Origin of the sequence: Phyllobacterium zundukense, assembly GCF_002764115.1 — a bacterium.
Lineage (GTDB): Bacteria > Pseudomonadota > Alphaproteobacteria > Rhizobiales > Rhizobiaceae > Phyllobacterium > Phyllobacterium zundukense.
Genome location: NZ_CP017941.1, coordinates 63575 through 80357, shown reverse-complemented (window position 1 = coordinate 80357; position 16783 = coordinate 63575). Strand labels below are relative to the sequence as shown.

The 16783-nt window shown below is 57.9% G+C and carries 18 protein-coding genes and 2 pseudogenes; 13 read left to right on the top strand and 7 right to left on the bottom strand.

Translation table 11 applies throughout. From position 1 onward, the window contains the following. Positions 1-425 precede the first annotated feature (425 nt). Positions 426-647 carry a hypothetical protein gene (locus tag BLM14_RS20165; protein WP_100001668.1) on the bottom strand — a complete coding sequence of 74 codons (222 nt, stop codon included), beginning with the start codon at positions 645-647 and terminating at the stop codon, positions 426-428. A 665-nt stretch (positions 648-1312) separates the two neighbouring features. After that, positions 1313-1750: a Ros/MucR family transcriptional regulator gene (locus BLM14_RS20160; protein WP_100001666.1), complete on the bottom strand. Its 438-nt coding sequence runs from the start codon at positions 1748-1750 to the stop codon at positions 1313-1315. A gap of 447 nt (positions 1751-2197) precedes the next feature. Between BLM14_RS20160 and BLM14_RS20155 the strand changes: the two genes are divergently transcribed. Further along, complete coding sequence (locus tag BLM14_RS20155) at positions 2198-4486, top strand: PBP1A family penicillin-binding protein (RefSeq protein ID WP_100001664.1); 2289 nt, start codon at positions 2198-2200, stop codon at positions 4484-4486. A gap of 114 nt (positions 4487-4600) precedes the next feature. On the opposite strand, the gene BLM14_RS20150 is transcribed toward BLM14_RS20155, so the two are convergent. Continuing rightward, complete coding sequence (locus BLM14_RS20150) at positions 4601-5008, bottom strand: DoxX family protein (protein WP_100001662.1); 408 nt, start codon at positions 5006-5008, stop codon at positions 4601-4603. A 459-nt stretch (positions 5009-5467) separates the two neighbouring features. Continuing rightward, positions 5468-5677 (bottom strand): cold-shock protein, encoded by a 210-nt coding sequence (locus BLM14_RS20145; RefSeq protein ID WP_100001660.1) that lies wholly within the window; start codon positions 5675-5677, stop codon positions 5468-5470. Between the two features lie 164 nt (positions 5678-5841). Here BLM14_RS20145 and BLM14_RS20140 point away from each other — a divergent pair, with 164 nt between their 5' ends. From BLM14_RS20140 to BLM14_RS20125, 4 genes are all read left to right on the top strand, one after another. Next, complete coding sequence (locus tag BLM14_RS20140; RefSeq protein WP_207795650.1) at positions 5842-6003, top strand: transposase; 162 nt, start codon at positions 5842-5844, stop codon at positions 6001-6003. Positions 6004-6239: 236 nt separating this feature from the next. Next, entirely contained in the window at positions 6240-6650 is a 411-nt protein-coding gene (locus tag BLM14_RS20135) for a cupin domain-containing protein (RefSeq protein WP_237143602.1), read from the top strand. A gap of 710 nt (positions 6651-7360) precedes the next feature. Then, on the top strand, positions 7361-9022 hold the full coding sequence (locus tag BLM14_RS20130; RefSeq protein WP_100001657.1) for a sensor histidine kinase: 1662 nt from the start codon (positions 7361-7363) through the stop codon (positions 9020-9022). Between the two features lie 111 nt (positions 9023-9133). Further along, a complete protein-coding gene (locus tag BLM14_RS20125) occupies positions 9134-9808 on the top strand; it encodes a response regulator transcription factor (RefSeq protein ID WP_100001655.1) in 675 nt (224 codons plus the stop codon). 219 nt (positions 9809-10027) lie between these two features. Here the strand turns inward: BLM14_RS20125 and BLM14_RS20120 are convergent, their stop codons facing one another. Together BLM14_RS20120 and BLM14_RS31150 are read right to left on the bottom strand one after the other, a co-directional pair. After that, positions 10028-11164 (bottom strand): methyltransferase, encoded by a 1137-nt coding sequence (locus BLM14_RS20120; protein ID WP_237143601.1) that lies wholly within the window; start codon positions 11162-11164, stop codon positions 10028-10030. A gap of 442 nt (positions 11165-11606) precedes the next feature. Continuing rightward, a complete protein-coding gene (locus tag BLM14_RS31150) occupies positions 11607-11954 on the bottom strand; it encodes a hypothetical protein (protein WP_157929560.1) in 348 nt (115 codons plus the stop codon). A gap of 186 nt (positions 11955-12140) precedes the next feature. Between BLM14_RS31150 and BLM14_RS20110 the strand changes: the two genes are divergently transcribed. From BLM14_RS20110 to BLM14_RS20090, 5 genes and pseudogenes are all read left to right on the top strand, one after another. Beyond that, positions 12141-12854 carry a DUF6065 family protein gene (locus BLM14_RS20110; RefSeq protein ID WP_100001651.1) on the top strand — a complete coding sequence of 238 codons (714 nt, stop codon included), beginning with the start codon at positions 12141-12143 and terminating at the stop codon, positions 12852-12854. Positions 12855-13247: 393 nt separating this feature from the next. After that, entirely contained in the window at positions 13248-13442 is a 195-nt protein-coding gene (locus BLM14_RS20105) for a hypothetical protein (protein ID WP_100001649.1), read from the top strand. A gap of 80 nt (positions 13443-13522) precedes the next feature. After that, entirely contained in the window at positions 13523-13765 is a 243-nt protein-coding gene (locus BLM14_RS20100) for a hypothetical protein (RefSeq protein WP_237143600.1), read from the top strand. Positions 13766-13777: 12 nt separating this feature from the next. Next, positions 13778-14013 (top strand): annotated as a pseudogene (locus BLM14_RS32720) (recombinase family protein); the annotation flags it as partial. After that, positions 13944-14612, top strand: coding sequence for a phosphotransferase enzyme family protein (locus BLM14_RS20090; RefSeq protein WP_100001647.1), 669 nt, complete (start codon positions 13944-13946; stop codon positions 14610-14612). The pseudogene BLM14_RS32720 and the gene BLM14_RS20090, both read left to right, overlap by 70 nt. A gap of 182 nt (positions 14613-14794) precedes the next feature. Here the strand turns inward: BLM14_RS20090 and BLM14_RS20085 are convergent. Beyond that, positions 14795-14911, bottom strand: a pseudogene (locus BLM14_RS20085) (tryptophan--tRNA ligase); the annotation flags it as partial. Positions 14912-14986: 75 nt separating this feature from the next. Between BLM14_RS20085 and BLM14_RS20080 the strand changes: the two are divergent. The 3 genes from BLM14_RS20080 to BLM14_RS20075 are packed head-to-tail and all read left to right on the top strand — an operon-like array spanning position 14987 to position 16510. Then, the gene (locus BLM14_RS20080) at positions 14987-15601 is read left to right on the top strand and encodes a type IV toxin-antitoxin system AbiEi family antitoxin domain-containing protein (RefSeq protein ID WP_100001645.1); all 615 of its coding nucleotides are present in this window, start codon (positions 14987-14989) and stop codon (positions 15599-15601) included. Beyond that, positions 15598-15873 (top strand): nucleotidyl transferase AbiEii/AbiGii toxin family protein, encoded by a 276-nt coding sequence (locus BLM14_RS32380; protein ID WP_250645694.1) that lies wholly within the window; start codon positions 15598-15600, stop codon positions 15871-15873. The genes BLM14_RS20080 and BLM14_RS32380 overlap by 4 nt, the downstream gene beginning before the upstream one ends. Beyond that, the gene (locus BLM14_RS20075) at positions 15818-16510 is read left to right on the top strand and encodes a nucleotidyl transferase AbiEii/AbiGii toxin family protein (protein ID WP_335672086.1); all 693 of its coding nucleotides are present in this window, start codon (positions 15818-15820) and stop codon (positions 16508-16510) included. The genes BLM14_RS32380 and BLM14_RS20075 overlap by 56 nt, the downstream gene beginning before the upstream one ends. Positions 16511-16783 lie beyond the last annotated feature (273 nt).

The window sequence follows — 16783 nt, the reverse complement described above, 5'->3', positions numbered from 1 at the left end:
CCTTGTTCAGCGAGTACGCGGCCCCCTCGCCACCATACCATTCACCGCCGATGGCGGACATATGGGTTCAATACCAAGCGTCTGATTTAATCCAATAGGCAAAGCTGCGCTTTCCACTTAGCGCGACGGTCGCCGGAAAACGCTGTCAGTCTTCGACCTGCGCTCCTGAGCCATCGTGCGAGCCATCGCATAACCGATCCCCCGACTGTGCCCATCAAGCGATCATGGGGCAGATTGTTTCGACGCGTGCTTGCGCGTCACAACACAACCGGATTCGTCGACACAGTCGGACCCAGATAGCCGAGAGCACGCGGTGGCCGCTTCGAGGCCGGCGCCCGATCCCGCGGACCAAAAGCCCACTCGTCGTGGCTACTCCTAATGAGGCCAACAGCCATTTCGATTGAAGGATTATGACCTGGCTGCAATCAGCTCTGGTCGCCGGCGGCGTCGCGGTTTTTCCTGTCATGGAAGAATTTCGCACCGCCGCAGCGCGGGCAGGGGTTCTGTGCAATGTCACCGGCATTGTCCGTCACGACAATTCCGGTGCCTTCGCACGTCGCACAGGCCGTCACGCTCTCTCTTGCCAGCCGCCGCTCGCTTGCCCAAAGCTCCAGTTCGTGCAGCTGCTTGGCGCTCAGATCGGTCATGGCAACAGAACATCCCCCGATGTCAGACCAGTCAGATAATACTCGCATGCCAGTGGCTTCGCAAAGCGCGTCTTTTTTATGCTATAGTGGCATCCACGGCAGTAACGCTCTCTGGAGGCTGAGGACAAAGCAAATGACTGTCGTTTAGCGCACTATCTATTCGCTTGCTTGCTCGGGCGAGGGTTGATTACGTTGATAAAATCCAAATGGGGAAGATTGGCGGGCAACGTGGTAGTGCAAAGATCATCATAGATGGTGAGCCCCAAGTTGATGTTGGATACCAAGATCGGGAACACATTAAGCGGAAGCGGCCAAATCGAGACCACACACGAAGTTCTATAAGATGCATTCGCGAGGTCAGATGTTTCGCTTCAATTTAAAGACGGGTCATCAATGCAAATTGTCATCAAGCAATTCCATCCCAACGGTCGAGGCCCTTTCGTTGTGAACGGCGTTATACCGGGCTTCCGAATAAAACCGTTCAATTGACTGCCTCAACCCCGGGAGACCAGATTGCCAGAGGGTGGCAATTACACCGAGCGGACGCGGATACCCGGACCCAAAGTTCAAACGTCATTCATATCGCCGGTCCACGGTTGGCCATTTGGTTAGCGGCATTTTCAACTCAACAATTGTTGTGCTTACCCCATTCGTACATAGCTGATTTACGCACGAGCAGACTTCGGCTTGCGTCCGAGCCCGATTCGCTTTGCCAGCTCCGATCGGAGTGCCTTGTAGTTTGGGGCAACCATGGGATAGGTCGGATCGAGATCCCACCGCTGGCGATACTGGTCCGGCGTCAGGCTAAACTTGTTCATCAAATGACGCTTCAGCGATTTGAATTTCCCCCCGTCCTCCAGACAGATGATGTAATCGGGGGTAACCGACTTCTTTGGGTTCACCGCGGGCTCGGGCCTGCTGGGCGCAACTGGCGGCTCTTCTTTGGTTGTATCGAGATTGGCCAGCGCTGTGTGCACGTTGTCGATCAACGCCGGAAGGTCCGCGGGACGCAGCGCGTTCTTGCTGACATAGGTGGCGATCAATCCTGCGGTCAGTTCGACGAGAAGATCATTTTTCGCTTCTCGAGCAATCATACAATCCATTCCTGATTCCAATTTCGCGCCTGTGAAAAACTTGGTATCTCTTGGACACGATTTTCACCGACAATACAATTGTGACAATTGAGCCTGTTTTACTTTTATTCATCATTGCGAAATAGCACGCGATCAATTTTCATGGTCATCCCTCCCAGTCGGTGAGGCAGACTATACGGCCGACCGAACGCGGTGATCCTTTTTGCTCTAGTCGCCAGCAATGATACTCTCCTTCACACAGTATCGAACATTCGTGGTCGTGCGTAGTTCCCGCGAGCGTAACGGGTGATGTGGAAGACGATGGAAATTGGGCGCGGCAGCGAGCGCTCAGAAAATTACCACACAGGCCCGCATCATTGACAAAGTGTCAGCGACAACTGTTGAGGTCCGGGAAGCCACCGGGGCTACCGTTTCGCTGGTTCACAAACTTTCTGAGGTAAATCAAAGGGAGCACGCATGGAGGAGACCACAACCGCATCGGACAGCAGTCCCGAGAGCGAAGGGCCTAACGAAACCCCTCCCAACGGGAAGCCATCAGCCGCGTCCGATTTTGCGGCGTTCGCGCGGACAGGAAGAGCGCTTGCCGAACTTGGCCGGGCACTGCGGGACGACTTGGCTGTTGCGTCGCATCTGGCGACCAAAAAGCTCCGCGCAATCGGCAGCGCGGGCTTGTTGCGGCTGCGGGACATTGATTTTCGAGCCGTGAAGATTAGAGCCGACGAGACGGCGGCCCGCTCTGCGGCAGTTTGGTCGCGCGTGAGGGCTTGGCGGTCGCACTCGGCTGATACGCAAGCCGCCGGAGAGAAGCGGTCCCGCTGGCGGGAGTTTGTGTTGCGGACCGCCGCGACAGCAGGTGTTGCAAGTCTTGTGCTCGTCGCTGTCCTCTTTTCTTGGGCACTAAGCGACGTGCCATGGGAAGAAATCGCGGATGGCTCGCTCAAGCCGGTGGTGTTGCTCGAAACGGCGGATGGCAAACCGCTGGTAAGACAGGGGCCGATCCAGGGACCCTTTGCGGCGAGAGAAGAATTTCCCCGCTATCTGATCGATGCGGTGCTCACCAGTGAGGATCGGCGTTTCTACGAGCATTCAGGCATCGATCTGAAGGGCATTCTTCGCGCTCTGTTTAGGAACGTCCGCGCCGGCGAGGTCGTCCAGGGCGGCAGCACAATCACGCAGCAACTTATAAAAATTCTCTATCTCGAGCAGGACCGTACCTGGAAGCGGAAAATCCAGGAGGCGGTGATCGCATTCTGGCTGGAAAAGAAGCTGGGCAAGGACGAAATTCTTACGCGGTATCTTAACAACATCTATCTTGGCGCAGGTGCAACCGGCGTTCCAGCGGCGGCCCGCATCTATTTCGACAAGGAGGTGCGCGACCTCAATCTCGGTGAATCCGCGATGCTTGCAGGCATCATCCGGGCCCCATCACAGCTCAATCCAATCAGCAATCCGCAGGGCGCTCGCCGACAGGCAAGCCTCGTGCTCGACGCGATGGTCAAGCGCGGCAAGACCACCGCCGAACAGGCAAAGCTCGCGACAGCAGAATTTGCTGAACTTCATCCGACGAAGCCTGCGGCAAGGTCAGGAGGTTGGTTTTCGGACTGGGTGATGCAGGAGGCGCGCGAGCTTGCCGGCCCTTATCGAGGCACGATAAAAATCAGAACCACGATGGTGCCGCGGCTGCAGGCAATTGCCGAAAAGGTAGTGGCCGAAGCACTCAATCAGGAAGGGGCGCAAGCAGGCGCATCGCAGGCTGCCCTGGTTGCAATGACGCCCGAAGGCGCCGTGGTCGCCATGGTTGGCGGGCGCGACTACGCCAAGAGTGCGTTCAACCGCGCTGCGACAGCCATGCGGCAACCCGGCTCGGCCTTCAAGCTGTTCGTCTACTATGCCGCGCTGAAGGCGGGCCTCAAGCCTGGCGACTGGGTCGAGGATGCGCCGATTGAGCTGAACGGATGGTCTCCCGAAAACTACGGCGGAGGCTATCGCGGACGCGTCACCATTGCGGAGGCATTCGCACGGTCGTTGAACGCGGCGACGGTGGCGCTTGCTATGGAGATCGGGATCGACCAGGTCATTGCTGCTGCGCGCGAATTGGGTATCGACGCAAAGCTGGCGGAGACACCAAGCTTGGCGCTCGGCTCTTCGGAAGTAAACCTGCTCGACCTTACCGGCGCCTATGCCTCTATTCGAGCAGGCATTGCTCCGGTTGAGCCGTGGGGGGTTGTGTCCTTCCATGCCGACGGCCAGCCTCGCGCCTTCCGCGTCGGGCCGATCAAGCAGCCCACGGCAGATCTTCGCCAGTATCAGCCAGACATGGTGGGCCTGCTGAGGCTGGTCGTCGAACAAGGGACGGGTCGCGAAGCTGATCTTGGAGTCATTGCCGCGGGCAAGACCGGCACCAGCCAAAACCATCGTGACGCCTGGTTTGTCGGCTTCACGGAGGCGCTGGTGGTGGGCGTGTGGGTTGGCAATGACGACGAGACGCCGATGAACGAGGTGACGGGTGGTAAGCTGCCGGCCAGAATCTGGCGGAATTTCATGCGCGCCGCCGCTGCCGTGCATGACGGCACTGCGCGATACAGCGAGCCCGATGTCACCGTGGATAGTTCCTCCGCCGATAGCGGGGGAGGAACACCGGTCACCTGCAATTTTCGAGCCTGCGCGGGTGCGTATCGTTCGTTCCGCCCCGCCGATTGTACATTTCAACCCTACCGTGGGCCGCGTAGACTGTGTGAGAAATAAACAGATCGTGATCACGCCAGCGTTCATCTCAGGCAGACGCGCCCATGCGCGCCGCCTTCAATCGCCAAGGATCAATGCAGCCTCGGAGGGACGCCTACTGATTCACTTTGGCGATCAGGGCGTCGCAAGACCGGTCCCCCGCCGCGCGGCATCGACGCTCCAGGCGCCGCCTCCCGCGAAGAAGAAATAGAGAAAGATGAAGCAATAGAGGATCGACGAATCGCCTTCATTGAGAACGGGAAAGAAGTTTCGTGGCGCATGTGCCATGAAATAGGCGAACGCCATGTTGCCGGACAAAATGAATGCGACCGGCCGCGTTAAGAACCCGAGCGCAAGCAGGCTGCCACCGACAACTTCAATGACGGCTTGCGTGCCGCTCAGCGCTGTAAGCCCTCCCGGCTCGGCAGCTGGCGGAAAGTTGAACAGCTTCTGCGTTCCATGCTCCAGGAACAGGAACGCCGACATGATACGGAGGACACTCAGCCACTGTGGCGCCCAAGCCGAAACTTTATCGAAATTCATTGCGTCGCCTCCTCGTTCGGTACCGATGATCCCGCTCTTTGAGCTGGCCTTGGTTACAGGGTCCCGGGGTTCGCCAGTGCATCAATGTTGGATGCTGGCGGGCTGCAAACCAAGCCTGCGCCCTTCACAATCGCGTGCACGTCTTTTCTGGGGGTCAACCGATTAGGCTCTGAACCGAAATTCAGACACCCCACGACCGACATTAGCGGCATATTCCAATTTTGTACTACTCGGAAGAACAGTGGGGGTAAGCCGCTTCGCGGGCGCCAAATCCAATCATCCCAGGACGCACCGTCGAACGATCGCTTCTGGTGCAATCCTTTCCGAAGACTTGGGCGACGGACCGCCTTCCACCCTGATCGGACTTTTCAGGGGTGGAACGGCAGCTTCGGGCCGACAGTCTACAAAAGGGCCGGACCCCAGGTCCAGCCTCTCGTTGGTCGTGATTAAACGTTGATTTTAATCGACGCTCAGTTGATCAGCCGACGTCTTGCCTGTTCTCTTGTCCTGCACCATCTCATAGCTGATTTTCTGTCCATCATTGAGCCCACGCAATCCTGCGCGCTCGACAGCGGAAATATGCACGAATACGTCCGTGCCACCGTTGTCAGGCTGAATAAATCCAAAACCCTTGGTGGCGTTGAACCATTTAACTGTACCTGTAGCCATCTTCACATGCCCTCTGTTGGAATAGACAATCTATCGAGGGTGCGGCAACGGATCAAGCACACTGCACGCCCTTGAAAAGTGATTGTAGAATTTCAGGCGCCAGTCGAAATCTGGCATTATCGGCTGCTGCCTCTGGGTTTGTACCGACAAAAAAACGGTTACATATGTTCGGTAGCCTTAAGGACTGGATGGGAAGAGACCACTTCCGAATGCGGAAGCCGCGGAACGTCAGAACGGAAATGAGCCTCCACATCCTCGCCTATAACATCAAGCGAGCCATCGCCGACCTCGGCGCTCCCGCTTTCATGGCGACAATGAGAGAGTGAAACGGTCTCGACTTCGCGCGGTGCAACCTTGGAGATTCAGCTCCCGCCCAAAAGCGCGTTTCCACACAGCTCCACCCGTTGCAGACCTTGATTTGAAGCCGCAGACTGTCGCCGCAACCGCCTCGAGTTGCGTCCATTTGTTGAAAGAAAGCTGCCGGGGGGTGAGGTAACAAACATTCATGCAAAATAGCTGTTTCCGCGTTATCCTTCAGCCTTGTGAAAAAGGGAGGCTGAAAGTGGAGCCAGTTGAACGCAAGCCGATCATTCTTGGGCTCAAACAGGGCCGGGGCTATGACTGCGGCACGATGAGCGCCGTTTTCAAGGCCGACGGCATCGAATCCGGTGACCGCTACTCGGTTTCGGAGTGGTGGCTGGAGCCAAATTCCAAGGGGCCGGGCGCGCATTCTCATGACGAGAACGACGAACTGTTCCTTGTCATCGAAGGTCAGCCCAGCATCCTGGTAGGCGAGACCTGGTACGAATCGCCGGCCGGCTCGTTTCTGATGATCCCCGCGAAGACGATCCATGATTTCGAGAACCGCAGCGCAGCGCCCGCCGGGCTTTTCAACGTTTTCATCCCCGGCGGTTTCGAAAAGAACATGCCGAGTATCGTGGAGTGGTTTCAGCGGGGCGCGGTGGCCCGTTAAGCTTTGGTTACCACGTAAGTGCACCATTTCTCTATGGAAGCAACGGAAACATTCGGCTCCGATCATCACGGCTTAAGGCTCTGGTTCGAAAAGCGGCTGCCGATGATCTCCTCCGGCTCTGCTTTGGCCTCCGACATTCGCTACGCGCTCGCGCTGCGGCTATGGCGATGACGCGTGATCCCGGCGTTTTTAGAGCGGCGATCGTTGATTACGGCGTAATGGATATCGCTTACCAGATGAAAAACAACCCGTTTTCATGGGGTCTGCACCTTGATGACGTGAAACTTCGGCGATCCTGACAACCAAGCCGACCTGAAAAAAATTGCGCGCTCTCTCCGCAAGCCGGCGTCAATAACGTACAATGGGCTATCTTTATTACCGCAGGCAAGAACGACGCGGAACCGACGACCTTCGTGATGTTCAAGGTCACGACGACCCCCTGAACAAGCAGAAGGCCGGCGGCTGGACCTAGCCCTAGCAACCTCAGAGCATCGCCGCAAATCACATAATTGCAATTCTCTCCAATTTCTAACCTGAATCTCCCGTATCCTTAATCGCCGGTCCCCTAGTGTGTGGTCCGTGCTACAACAGCGCTGTGCAAAGTTTCCGCCGACCGGCGTTCGCATTATGGCTCCTTCGGCCACGGACGCATGGGGTGCTGTATTTCGTGGACCCGCGCAGTATCGGGTTCTCAACACAGATGGACACCGATGGGTATCAGGTTTCGCATTCTTCTGTTTCAGTTGATCGTCATCGGGTCAATCTTGATGATGGCCGCTGTCGTCTACATCACCATCCGCGCGACAACCTATTATATGCAGCGTGTTCAATGGGCCAACAACCAACTGGAAGCTGTCACGGCGCTAACCGTGAATGCCAATCGATATTCCGAACAGATCGCCGAGTTCCTGTTGATTGGCGAACCCGAGCGTCCTGACTACGATAGCGCCCGCGCCGAACTGGAGGCAGGATTCGATGAGCTCGAGAAGTTGACCAGGGGCGAGGCCGAGTTCCTGGTGGGCAGCAGTCAACAAGAGGACGATGGGGACGAAATCTTTCGTGTCACGCGGATGCGCGAGCTTTACGGAGAAATCACCAAGGCCACTTCTGAAGCAATCGATTTGCGCAGTCAGGGACGCCAGGAGGATGCGATCAGGGTTTTTCGTCGGGATATCGAGAATCGCTTCGACGCCGAGTTCGAAAACATTCTGGAGGCCGCGAGGCGCGATGAAGCGGAAGAGGTCGCGCGGACGGAGCTGCAGGCGGAAGCATTGTGGCAACGCCTCACCTGGATGACCGCGGCGCTTGCGTTCGCTTCCGTGGTCCTCTGCTTTGTCGCTGCTTTCCTTCTCGCCCGATCATTGATGCGCCCGATCGGACTTCTGACCCAAGGCGCCGAAGCGATCGGCCGGGGTGAACTGGACCATCGGATCGGCTACGACAGCCGGGACGAACTCGGCGCGCTCGCGCGGAGCTTCAACGCGATGGCAGCCAATCAGGAGGACCAGCGCCAACGGCTGCTCGACGCACGAACGGATCTTGAGCGGCAAGTCACGGCGCGCACAGCCGAACTCGCCGCGGCGAACCAGCGGTTGACCGACCTTGACCGGCTGCGTGTCCAGTTCCTCGCCGACATCAGCCACGAACTCCGCACGCCACTGACGGCTCTTCGCGGCGAGGCGGAGATCCCGCTGCGGCACGGTTCAAAGCCCGAGGCGATCTACCGCGATGCGCTCGAACGGATCGTCACGCAGAGCCTGGAGATGGGCCGCCTCGTCGACGATCTGGTTTTCTTGTCCCGTTCGGAAACCGATACAATCCGCTTCGAGCCCCGCCGAACGGACCTCGTGACCGTTGTCGCCGATGCGGTCCACGAGGGTGAAATCCTGGCGCGCACCAAAGATATTACGGTCAAATCGAACTATAGGACCGATCCGGTCTGGATCACTGCCGACGCACAGCGGCTCAAGCAGGCTCTCGTCATCGTTCTGGACAACGCCATCAAATATTCCCCGCGCAATGGATCGGTGAACTTGACCATGACCGTTGCGGACGGACGTGCCGAGATCGTGATACGTGACAAGGGTTTAGGTATCCCAGCCGAGGAAATACCCAAAGTGTTCGAGCGATTTTACCGCAGCCGAAGCCCAAAGGCGTCGCGCCAGCCCGGCAGTGGCCTTGGACTGGCGATCGCGAAATGGCTCATCGAGAAGCACCAGGGGGAGATCGCGCTCACGAGCGAGGCCGGGTCTTTTACCGAGGTCGTGATCCACATTCCATACACGGACGCAAGCGCGGCTTCGGGTGTGAGCCAAGGCGACGCCCGGTCGTTCGAAAAAAAAACGCCTCGCGTGAAAACCGGCACGGAATAAGCTGGGACCTCATCCGTTTCCCGAGGTACGACCGTTTATGGGACGCTGGGAACCGTACGCTGGAAGTTCGCAGGCTCCCGCGACAGGAATCCGGGGTGGAGGTGGTGTGGCATGGCAAGAATTCTACTGGTGGAGGATGACGATCGCATCGTTGGCTTTGTCAAGCGAGGGCTCGAGGCTGAGGGCTACCTGGTTGACCTGGCAAACAATGGCGAAGATGCTCTGGCGATGGTGCGGGAGACCCCATATGCGCTGATCATTCTCGACCGCCTGCTTCCCGGAATCGACGGTCTCGAAGTGTGCCGGATCTTGCAGCGCGAGCGGCACGAGAATCTCGTCCTGATGCTGACGGCAAAAAGCAGCCTGCAGGACAAGGTCGACGGGCTGAAAGGCGGCGCCGACGACTACCTCACCAAACCCTTCGCCTTCGACGAATTGATTGCGCGCATCGAAGCCCTGCTTCGTCGCGGCCCCGGCGCTATGTCGGATCCGGTGCTAAAGGTCGGCGACTTGACCCTCGACCCGATCGCCAAGAAGGTTCGGCGGGGCGAGCGCGAGATCGGACTGACGGCCAAGGAATTCAGGCTTCTCGCCTATCTGATGTCCCATCCCGATGCCGTAATCAGCCGAACCCGGTTGCTAAATAATGTTTGGGACCTGAGCTTCGATCCGGAAACGAAGGTGGTCGATGTTTACATACGCTATCTCCGCCGCAAGATCGATTGCGAGGGTGAGCCGCCGCTTATCAAGACCGTACGCGGCTTCGGCTACGTGATCTCGGCTTGAATAAATTTGTTGCACGGCACGGAAATCTGATTGCACACGCTAGTGGTGAAAATCTAACGTTAGGTACCCTAAACTAGCTGCCGCTAAGGGTGGAAAGCGGCTGTTTGTTTTGTCCACCCGAACGAGCAAGGAGCGCCATTCCCGGCCCTTGACCGTGGAGGTCGCATCACAACCCGGATCGGCGTTTGGTGGGGCGAATGGCGGGACGAGAGTTGGTTGCTAGCCGTTCTGCGGTTCCAAGCGGGGGACCGCCTCCAGAATGGCGACGGGGGAAGCCGTCGCGATCACGCGTGTGAGGTCGAAGCCCGCACCGGACAGCAATTCGCGAAACTCGGCCTCGGTTCGCTCGCGCGCGTTGCCGAACATGGCCATCATCTGCATGTCGATCATGTATTCCGTTGCTGGCCCGCGCGACGGGTCAGGATCGATGAGCCCTTCGACCACGAGCAAACGGGCGCCAGTCCGCATGGCTGCCAGACACAATCGGAGAATCCGCGATGCGTCCTCATCCGCCCAATCGTGCAGCACGCGAACAAGCAGGTAGAGATCAGCATCGGTCGGCACGCTATCGAAAAAGCTGCCGCCCTGGGTGGTTATGCGACCATCGGCGAGCTCGTCAGGCGGAATGGCCGCGACCACGTCCGTCCTGTCAAAGATGATGCCGCGCGCTGCAGGGTAGAGAGCTAGTATGCGACGCAAAGCCTCGCCATTGCCGCCCCCGATATCGACAATCAGATGGGCCTTCGAGAAGTCATAGGCGGCTGCGACGGCACTGTGGCGGTTATCCGGAAAGTTGGCCATGAACGCGTCGAAGACGCGGGCCTCGTCGGGAGTGTTGCGGAGGTAGTCGAAACGACTCGTCCCCCACGCCACTTCGTGCGGAACCTTGCCGTGGAGCGCGGCGTCGAGGGACTCCCAAGCGCGCCAGGATCCGGCGCCCGTCCAGAAGCGCGCGCCGTAGTGCAGGCTGTTCGGCGCGTCAGAGCGCAGCAGTAGGGATCGCGGCGTATGGGTGACCGTGCCGTCACTACCAATGCGAAAGATTCCGAAAGCAGCGAGAACGCGCATCGCCCGCAGCAGTTGCTCCGGCAGGACACCGCTCGCTGATGCGAGCTCCGCGACATTGGAGACCGCTTCCGGCAATATCCTGTCGGCGATGCCCAAGTCGGCCACGAGCCGGATCACTCGCGATATTTGGAAACCCCGAATGAGGAGGTCCAGCGCCAAGCGGTCGTCGTCAAGCCCCCCCATTGTCCTTGCGCCTCCAGCGTGCAGGAACGCGTCACGCGACCTTCCAACTGACGATACGGTAATTCCGGCCGAAACTCTATGGCGACGGCTAAGTCTCGGCTGCATCGCCGGATCGACACAGAGATCCGCAGCAATCGGTCACGTCCCGGCATGAAGGCCCGAAATGGGTCATGGGTGTGAGTTCAACCGAGGGCGAGCGAACTTCCGCTTGGGGTCGGAACCGGTATTCCGCTTAGGGTACCAAGCGTTAGATTCTCACCACTAGAGCATTTGGAGCACAGTCGATTGGCTTGGAATGGCGGCCTGAAAAAGCAAAAAACAATGCAAGCCATGTATTGTTCTCCAATAACAAAATATTGTTCCACCAGTTACAAAATCGATAGAAGGTAAGAGCACGGATATAGCAAGGTTAAAAATTGGAAAGAATTCACTTTAGTTCTGACTATTTCACTATTTTCACGTTATTCTCAGTGGTCGTAAGGAAACGACCAGGTCACGTCGCACCCAAGCGGCGATGATAGAACGGAGATAATGTCATGAAAATGATTCACAGAATTGGTCCGATGCTCGCCGTTGCAATCACGGCCGCAACAGGTGTCGCCGTAACTGGCGGTGTGCAGGCCGCCGCGGCGCCTGAGAAGATTGAGACCGGCGGCATCAAAAGTATCCTCCGCACGCAGGAGACTGCGGCGCCAGCGCTGCCTGGAATGGCGCAAGCCCCAGAAGAGAAGTTGCAGCAGTTCGCCGGCAACAGCTCGTCGAACTCAAGTTCGAACAGCTCGTCCAATTCGAACTCCAACAGTTCGTCCAATTCGAACTCCAACAGTTCGTCGAACTCGAACTCCAACAGCTCATCGAACTCGAACTCCAACAGTTCGTCGAATTCGAATTCCAACGGCTCGGATTCGGATCGAGGTCGCTGGCGCTGGCGCTAATCGGGCTCTTTTTTATGGAGGGTCGGGTCCGCCCGGCCCTCGCTTTGAATGGATGAACGAAGCGGCAGCGACCGCGTGATTGGCCTGGACCGAACCGTTCCGGGCGGCAATCGTGCCTCAGCACCGCTCAACCGCAGGTAACAGCCATGCTGACGCGCTTCAACAAGCCTTCGCCCAAAATCAGCTTTCTTTGCCAGCCGTCGGATCTCGGCGTCATCGCCGAACCACGTCCGGCCAAGACCGTGCTGCCGGAGTGGTTCCGCAAGATCGCGCCCATCGATCTGGAGCATGTCGGGGCGCGCGACAACGGCATTACGATCAAGCGCTGCATGCCTTTTCTCGACGCTCTTTCCACCGGCTGGATTCTGCCGCTGGCAGCGGAGGTGCGCCTCGAAATCAAGGATGAAGGCAAGACCGTCGACTCCGGCTGGGAATTCGACAGGACCATGGTCAGTAATCACAGCCCGCACCAGATAACCGGTCATCCAAGTATGCCGCGGCCGCCATGCAAGCTCCACAACTATTGGGCGATCCGCACGGATCCGGGATGGAGTTGCCTGTTCGTGCCGCCGCTTAACCGGCCGAACGGCGTGTTTGAGGTGGTCGCCGGTATCGTCGATACCGACACCTATTCGGCGCACATCCATTTCCCGTTCTTTCCGACTGGTCCCGACGGCGTGCACATCATCGAGAAGGGCACGCCGCTGGTGCAGGTTTTCCCGTTCCGCCGCGCTGACGCAGCGATTGACAGCGAGATGCGGGCGGAGACGGAAGAAGAGGCAAGCGAACGAGAAAGGGTCTACCGAAACACCATCGCCGGCACGGGCTGGTACCGCAAGTTTGCGCGTGCGAAACGCTGAAACACCGGCCTTGGGGGCAAAGGCATCGCTGCTGGCAGCAACATTTGACTTTCAACGGTATTGAGCCAGCCAGCCTTTGCTGTCATAGAACCACGCGATTGCACGGCTCTTTTCACCCCCGGGCCAACAGTTCATGAAGTTGGTTCTGCGGTTTGGCCAAAATCGCAGCTTCGGGCCGACTAGGCCGAGTTCCCAAGTTGAACGATTCTGCCTGGGCGAAGGCAAAAAAGGCGAGCGGCGCAAGGTCGCAGAAGGGTGGTTAGCGGTCCTTTGCCCAACTCTTCGGACATGGCGGATTGCGTCTGTTTCTAACGGATCGTCCCGGCGCGCGCCGCTGTTCATCGACGGTTCAGGCTCGATGGCTTAATGTGCTAGCTAGCGAAGGAGAGAGCCATGCGTATCGAGTTTGTCCTGTTTGCTGTTGCGGCCCTGGTTACCAGCTCGGCCCAGGCGGGGAATCAATCGTCGAATACGAGCTCGAATAGCTCATCCAACAACGGCGTGGTGCGCGAGCGGATTGTCGAAACTTATTGCGACGACGGCTACTGCGAGCGCTACGTTAAGCGTCGGGTATATATTGAAGATTGAAGCGGTGATCGCGAACGCGAACGCGAACGCAAGCGGAGCCGCCACCGGGATCGCTATGACGATGAAGATGACGATGATTAATGTCATTGCTCAACTCGGCCGGAGACCGTCTTGAAGGCGTCGAGGCACTAGCCGCGGTGATCCGCATCAAGTGCGGCAACTTCAGGCTCATGGAACGGCTCTTCGCGCAGATGAAAAGAATAATGGCGCTCAACCGGGTCGAGAGGTTTCCTGCGAGGTTGTTGATGCAGCGCAGGACTGCCTCGTCATTGGGCCCGGAAACTGACAATTATCTCGAAGAAAAGGCCGCCAATTATCTCTGACATCTACACACAACACCGCACGGCGAACTTCTCTTTTCGATCTTTGGTGCTCTTGCGCAGTATGAACGCGCATTGACCAGGGAACGCGTCGTGGCCGGCCTGGCCGCTGCGAAGCGCGTGGCCGAAAGGGTGGCCGTCCTCTCGCGTTGGATCCTGAGAAGATACACGCTCCGCCGTTCTGTTCCGTTATGCCGAAGGCGAAGAGCCGGGTTATCATTCGGCGGACGACGCCAAAGCGCAAGGTGTGACCATGGCCCGCATCCACGCGGCTTCAGGCAGGTTTCCGCGATGGAATTCTGGTCGATACGAACTTGACCTGAACCATTTGCTGCACCGCCCGCTCGCGTCGGTGTCGGCCTTGGGGATATTGGCGGCAGATTCGCAGAAATCATTGTCGGACCTAGCGGTGCGGCTATCATCGGCAGTCACTGCCATCGAAGGGCTGACACAGGTCCGATGCCACGGCGATTGTCATGGAGGCAATGCCCGGATTGCAACGGATGGTCATTTCAAATGGGAAGCGATCTTCTTTGACTTCGATGATGGCGGGCCAGGCTACCTTGCCTATGATCTTGCCGTATTTCTTTGGTCAACGTCCCTTCAACGGGACGGTTATTCGCTGTGGCATGCCTTCGTCGAAGGGTATCGGTCCGTCCGGCGACTAAACCCTATCGACTTCGAGGCGGCCCATTTTTTTGTGCCGATACGGCATTTCTGGCTGATGGGCGAATACGCCAGCAGAACGGTGGAATGGGGCAGGGAAGCTCTTTCTGAGAAATGGCTTGGCCGACAGCTGGAATACCTGCTCGCGTGGGAACAAGAGAAGCTGATGCCGAAGTTACTATGATCACGTTGGCGTCATTTAGCGGCGAAAGTTGCGAATTTAGTAGATGAGGTTGGCCATTCGGCACACCAACAACAAGCAGGAAGCAGCATGTCAGACTCGCCGATCTTGGTTCGCCGACCGATGAGGGAGCCGGATGGCAGGTTTCCAAGCCTGACGACGAAGGGTTTGACGCCGAGTTGCTACACATCGCGACCTATCTGCTTGTTGATGCGCCGCACGATCTCGTTGGTCTGTTCAACGAGGGGCGCCTGATCTTCTCCAACGTGTACGATAGTCTCCTTGAACGCGATGATTCTTGCCTCCGTCTATCCGGTCGCTTCTGTTATGAATCCTTGTATATTGCAAATTAAGACCGAGGGTTTATAACGTCCATTATGATTGCCCAAACCCACCGAGATCGCGCCCTGGAGGTTGCACGTCGACAAGGAATCGCGCGGGGTCGCGATTTCGATGCCGCCGGCGTGCCGCGTGTTTATCTGCAAAGGCTGCGCGACGAGGGAGTTCTCCAGCAGGTCGGTCGTGGCCTCTACAAACTGGCGAGCGCTGAGGTCGCCAGTGCCACCAGCCTGGCTGAAGCCGCACGCATACAGCCAAAAGGGGTCATCGGCCTGCTGTCGGCGCTGCAATTCCACAATCTCACGACCCAGACGCCGCATGCCGTGTGGATGCTGCTCGGGCCAAAGGACTGGGCGCCGACCAATCCATCGGTCTCGCTGAAGATCGTCCGCGCCAGCGGTGAGGCGCTGAGGGCCGGCATAGAGACCCATCAGATCGACGGCGTGCCTGTGCCAATCACGTCGCCAGCGAAGACCGTCGCCGACTGCTTCAAGCACCGCAACAAAATCGGCCTCGATGTTGCGATCGAAGCACTGCGGGACCTCATCAAATCGCGAAAGGGGCGGGCCGGGCTAAACGAGCTTTGGCGTTACGCTGAGATCGATCGCGTCCAGACCGTAATGCGTCCCTACATCGAGGCCATGGTTTCATGAAGGTGCCGAAAAATATCGGCGTCTCTGTACGTGATCGGCTGACTCAGCGTGCTCGCGAACGTCGTGAGAACGCCCAGCTGCTTATGACGCGTTATGCCATCGAGCGTGTGCTCTATCGTCTGAGTGTTTCGCCGTACCGGGATCGCTTCGTCCTCAAGGGTGCGATGCTGTTCAGCCTGTGGGCGCCTGTGCCCTACCGTGCCACCGGTGACCTAGATCTTCTCGGTTTTTGGGGAGAACGCTCCTGCTGCAATCGCCGCCATATTTGTTGAAATCCTTGCCACACAGGTTGAAGATGATGGGGTAATCTTCCGGCCGGAGACGCTGCGTGCCGCCCCGGCACGCGAGCAAGACGAATACGCTGGCGTGCGGTTGGACTTCGTGGCCGAACTCGCTGGCGCGCACCTGCCCATGCATGTTGACATTGGATACGGCGATGTGATCACACCGGAGCCGGTCGACATCGAATATCCTGCACTTCTGGGACAGCCAGCGCCGCACCTCAGAGCCTATCCACCCGAAACTGTTGTGGCGGAGAAGTTCCAGGCCATGGTGGCGCTGGACATGCTCAATTCGCGCATGAAGGATTTTTTCGATCTGTGGGCCATCGCGGGCGCCTTCGCCTTTGAAGGGGAGGTTCTGGCGCGAGCGATTCGAACGACCTTCGAGCGTCGTGAAACGCCGCTTCCCATCGAGACGCCGTTGGCGCTGACGGCAGATTTTGCACAAGCGAAGCAAGTCCAGTGGGCGGCGTTTCTGAGGCGAACCGAGATCGCCCTCGCACCTGAACCGCTTCCGGAAATTCAGGCGCGCATCGCCGAACTCGTTATGCCGCCGACGATTGCAACGAATGAGGCTGCGCCTTTCAATGCGCGTTGGGCGGCAGGCGGTCCCTGGATCGACGGATAGATTTCAAGGTTGAGCATAGAACTCTACGCGCCACTACGGCAGTCTATGCGCAACTATCAAGGCGGTGCCGAGACGATGGCATCGGTATTCTAAGCGTGATATGATCGAAGTGACGGTACTTTTCGAGGCAGAGGCAGGTGCACCGCCGAATGATCTGACGGCAAAAAATCGTCCGACTGGTCCCGATAGTTAGCGAAACCACAAAATAAATTTTGTGACGATTTTCCCTTTAAAATCAACAGCGTAACTTTTTGACGGCCTCGGTGTCGGAGT

Coding starts and splice junctions, on each gene's coding strand:
- BLM14_RS20165 (WP_100001668.1), bottom strand. CDS start 647: ATGACCGATCTGAGCGCCAAGCAGCTGCACGAACTGGAGCTTTGGGCA.
- BLM14_RS20160 (WP_100001666.1), bottom strand. CDS start 1,750: ATGGATTGTATGATTGCTCGAGAAGCGAAAAATGATCTTCTCGTCGAA.
- BLM14_RS20155 (WP_100001664.1), top strand. CDS start 2,198: ATGGAGGAGACCACAACCGCATCGGACAGCAGTCCCGAGAGCGAAGGG.
- BLM14_RS20150 (WP_100001662.1), bottom strand. CDS start 5,008: ATGAATTTCGATAAAGTTTCGGCTTGGGCGCCACAGTGGCTGAGTGTC.
- BLM14_RS20145 (WP_100001660.1), bottom strand. CDS start 5,677: ATGGCTACAGGTACAGTTAAATGGTTCAACGCCACCAAGGGTTTTGGA.
- BLM14_RS20140 (WP_207795650.1), top strand. CDS start 5,842: ATGTTCGGTAGCCTTAAGGACTGGATGGGAAGAGACCACTTCCGAATG.
- BLM14_RS20130 (WP_100001657.1), top strand. CDS start 7,361: ATGGGTATCAGGTTTCGCATTCTTCTGTTTCAGTTGATCGTCATCGGG.
- BLM14_RS20125 (WP_100001655.1), top strand. CDS start 9,134: ATGGCAAGAATTCTACTGGTGGAGGATGACGATCGCATCGTTGGCTTT.
- BLM14_RS20120 (WP_237143601.1), bottom strand. CDS start 11,164: ATGCAGCCGAGACTTAGCCGTCGCCATAGAGTTTCGGCCGGAATTACC.
- BLM14_RS20110 (WP_100001651.1), top strand. CDS start 12,141: ATGCTGACGCGCTTCAACAAGCCTTCGCCCAAAATCAGCTTTCTTTGC.
- BLM14_RS20105 (WP_100001649.1), top strand. CDS start 13,248: ATGCGTATCGAGTTTGTCCTGTTTGCTGTTGCGGCCCTGGTTACCAGC.
- BLM14_RS20100 (WP_237143600.1), top strand. CDS start 13,523: ATGTCATTGCTCAACTCGGCCGGAGACCGTCTTGAAGGCGTCGAGGCA.
- BLM14_RS20080 (WP_100001645.1), top strand. CDS start 14,987: ATGATTGCCCAAACCCACCGAGATCGCGCCCTGGAGGTTGCACGTCGA.
- BLM14_RS32380 (WP_250645694.1), top strand. CDS start 15,598: ATGAAGGTGCCGAAAAATATCGGCGTCTCTGTACGTGATCGGCTGACT.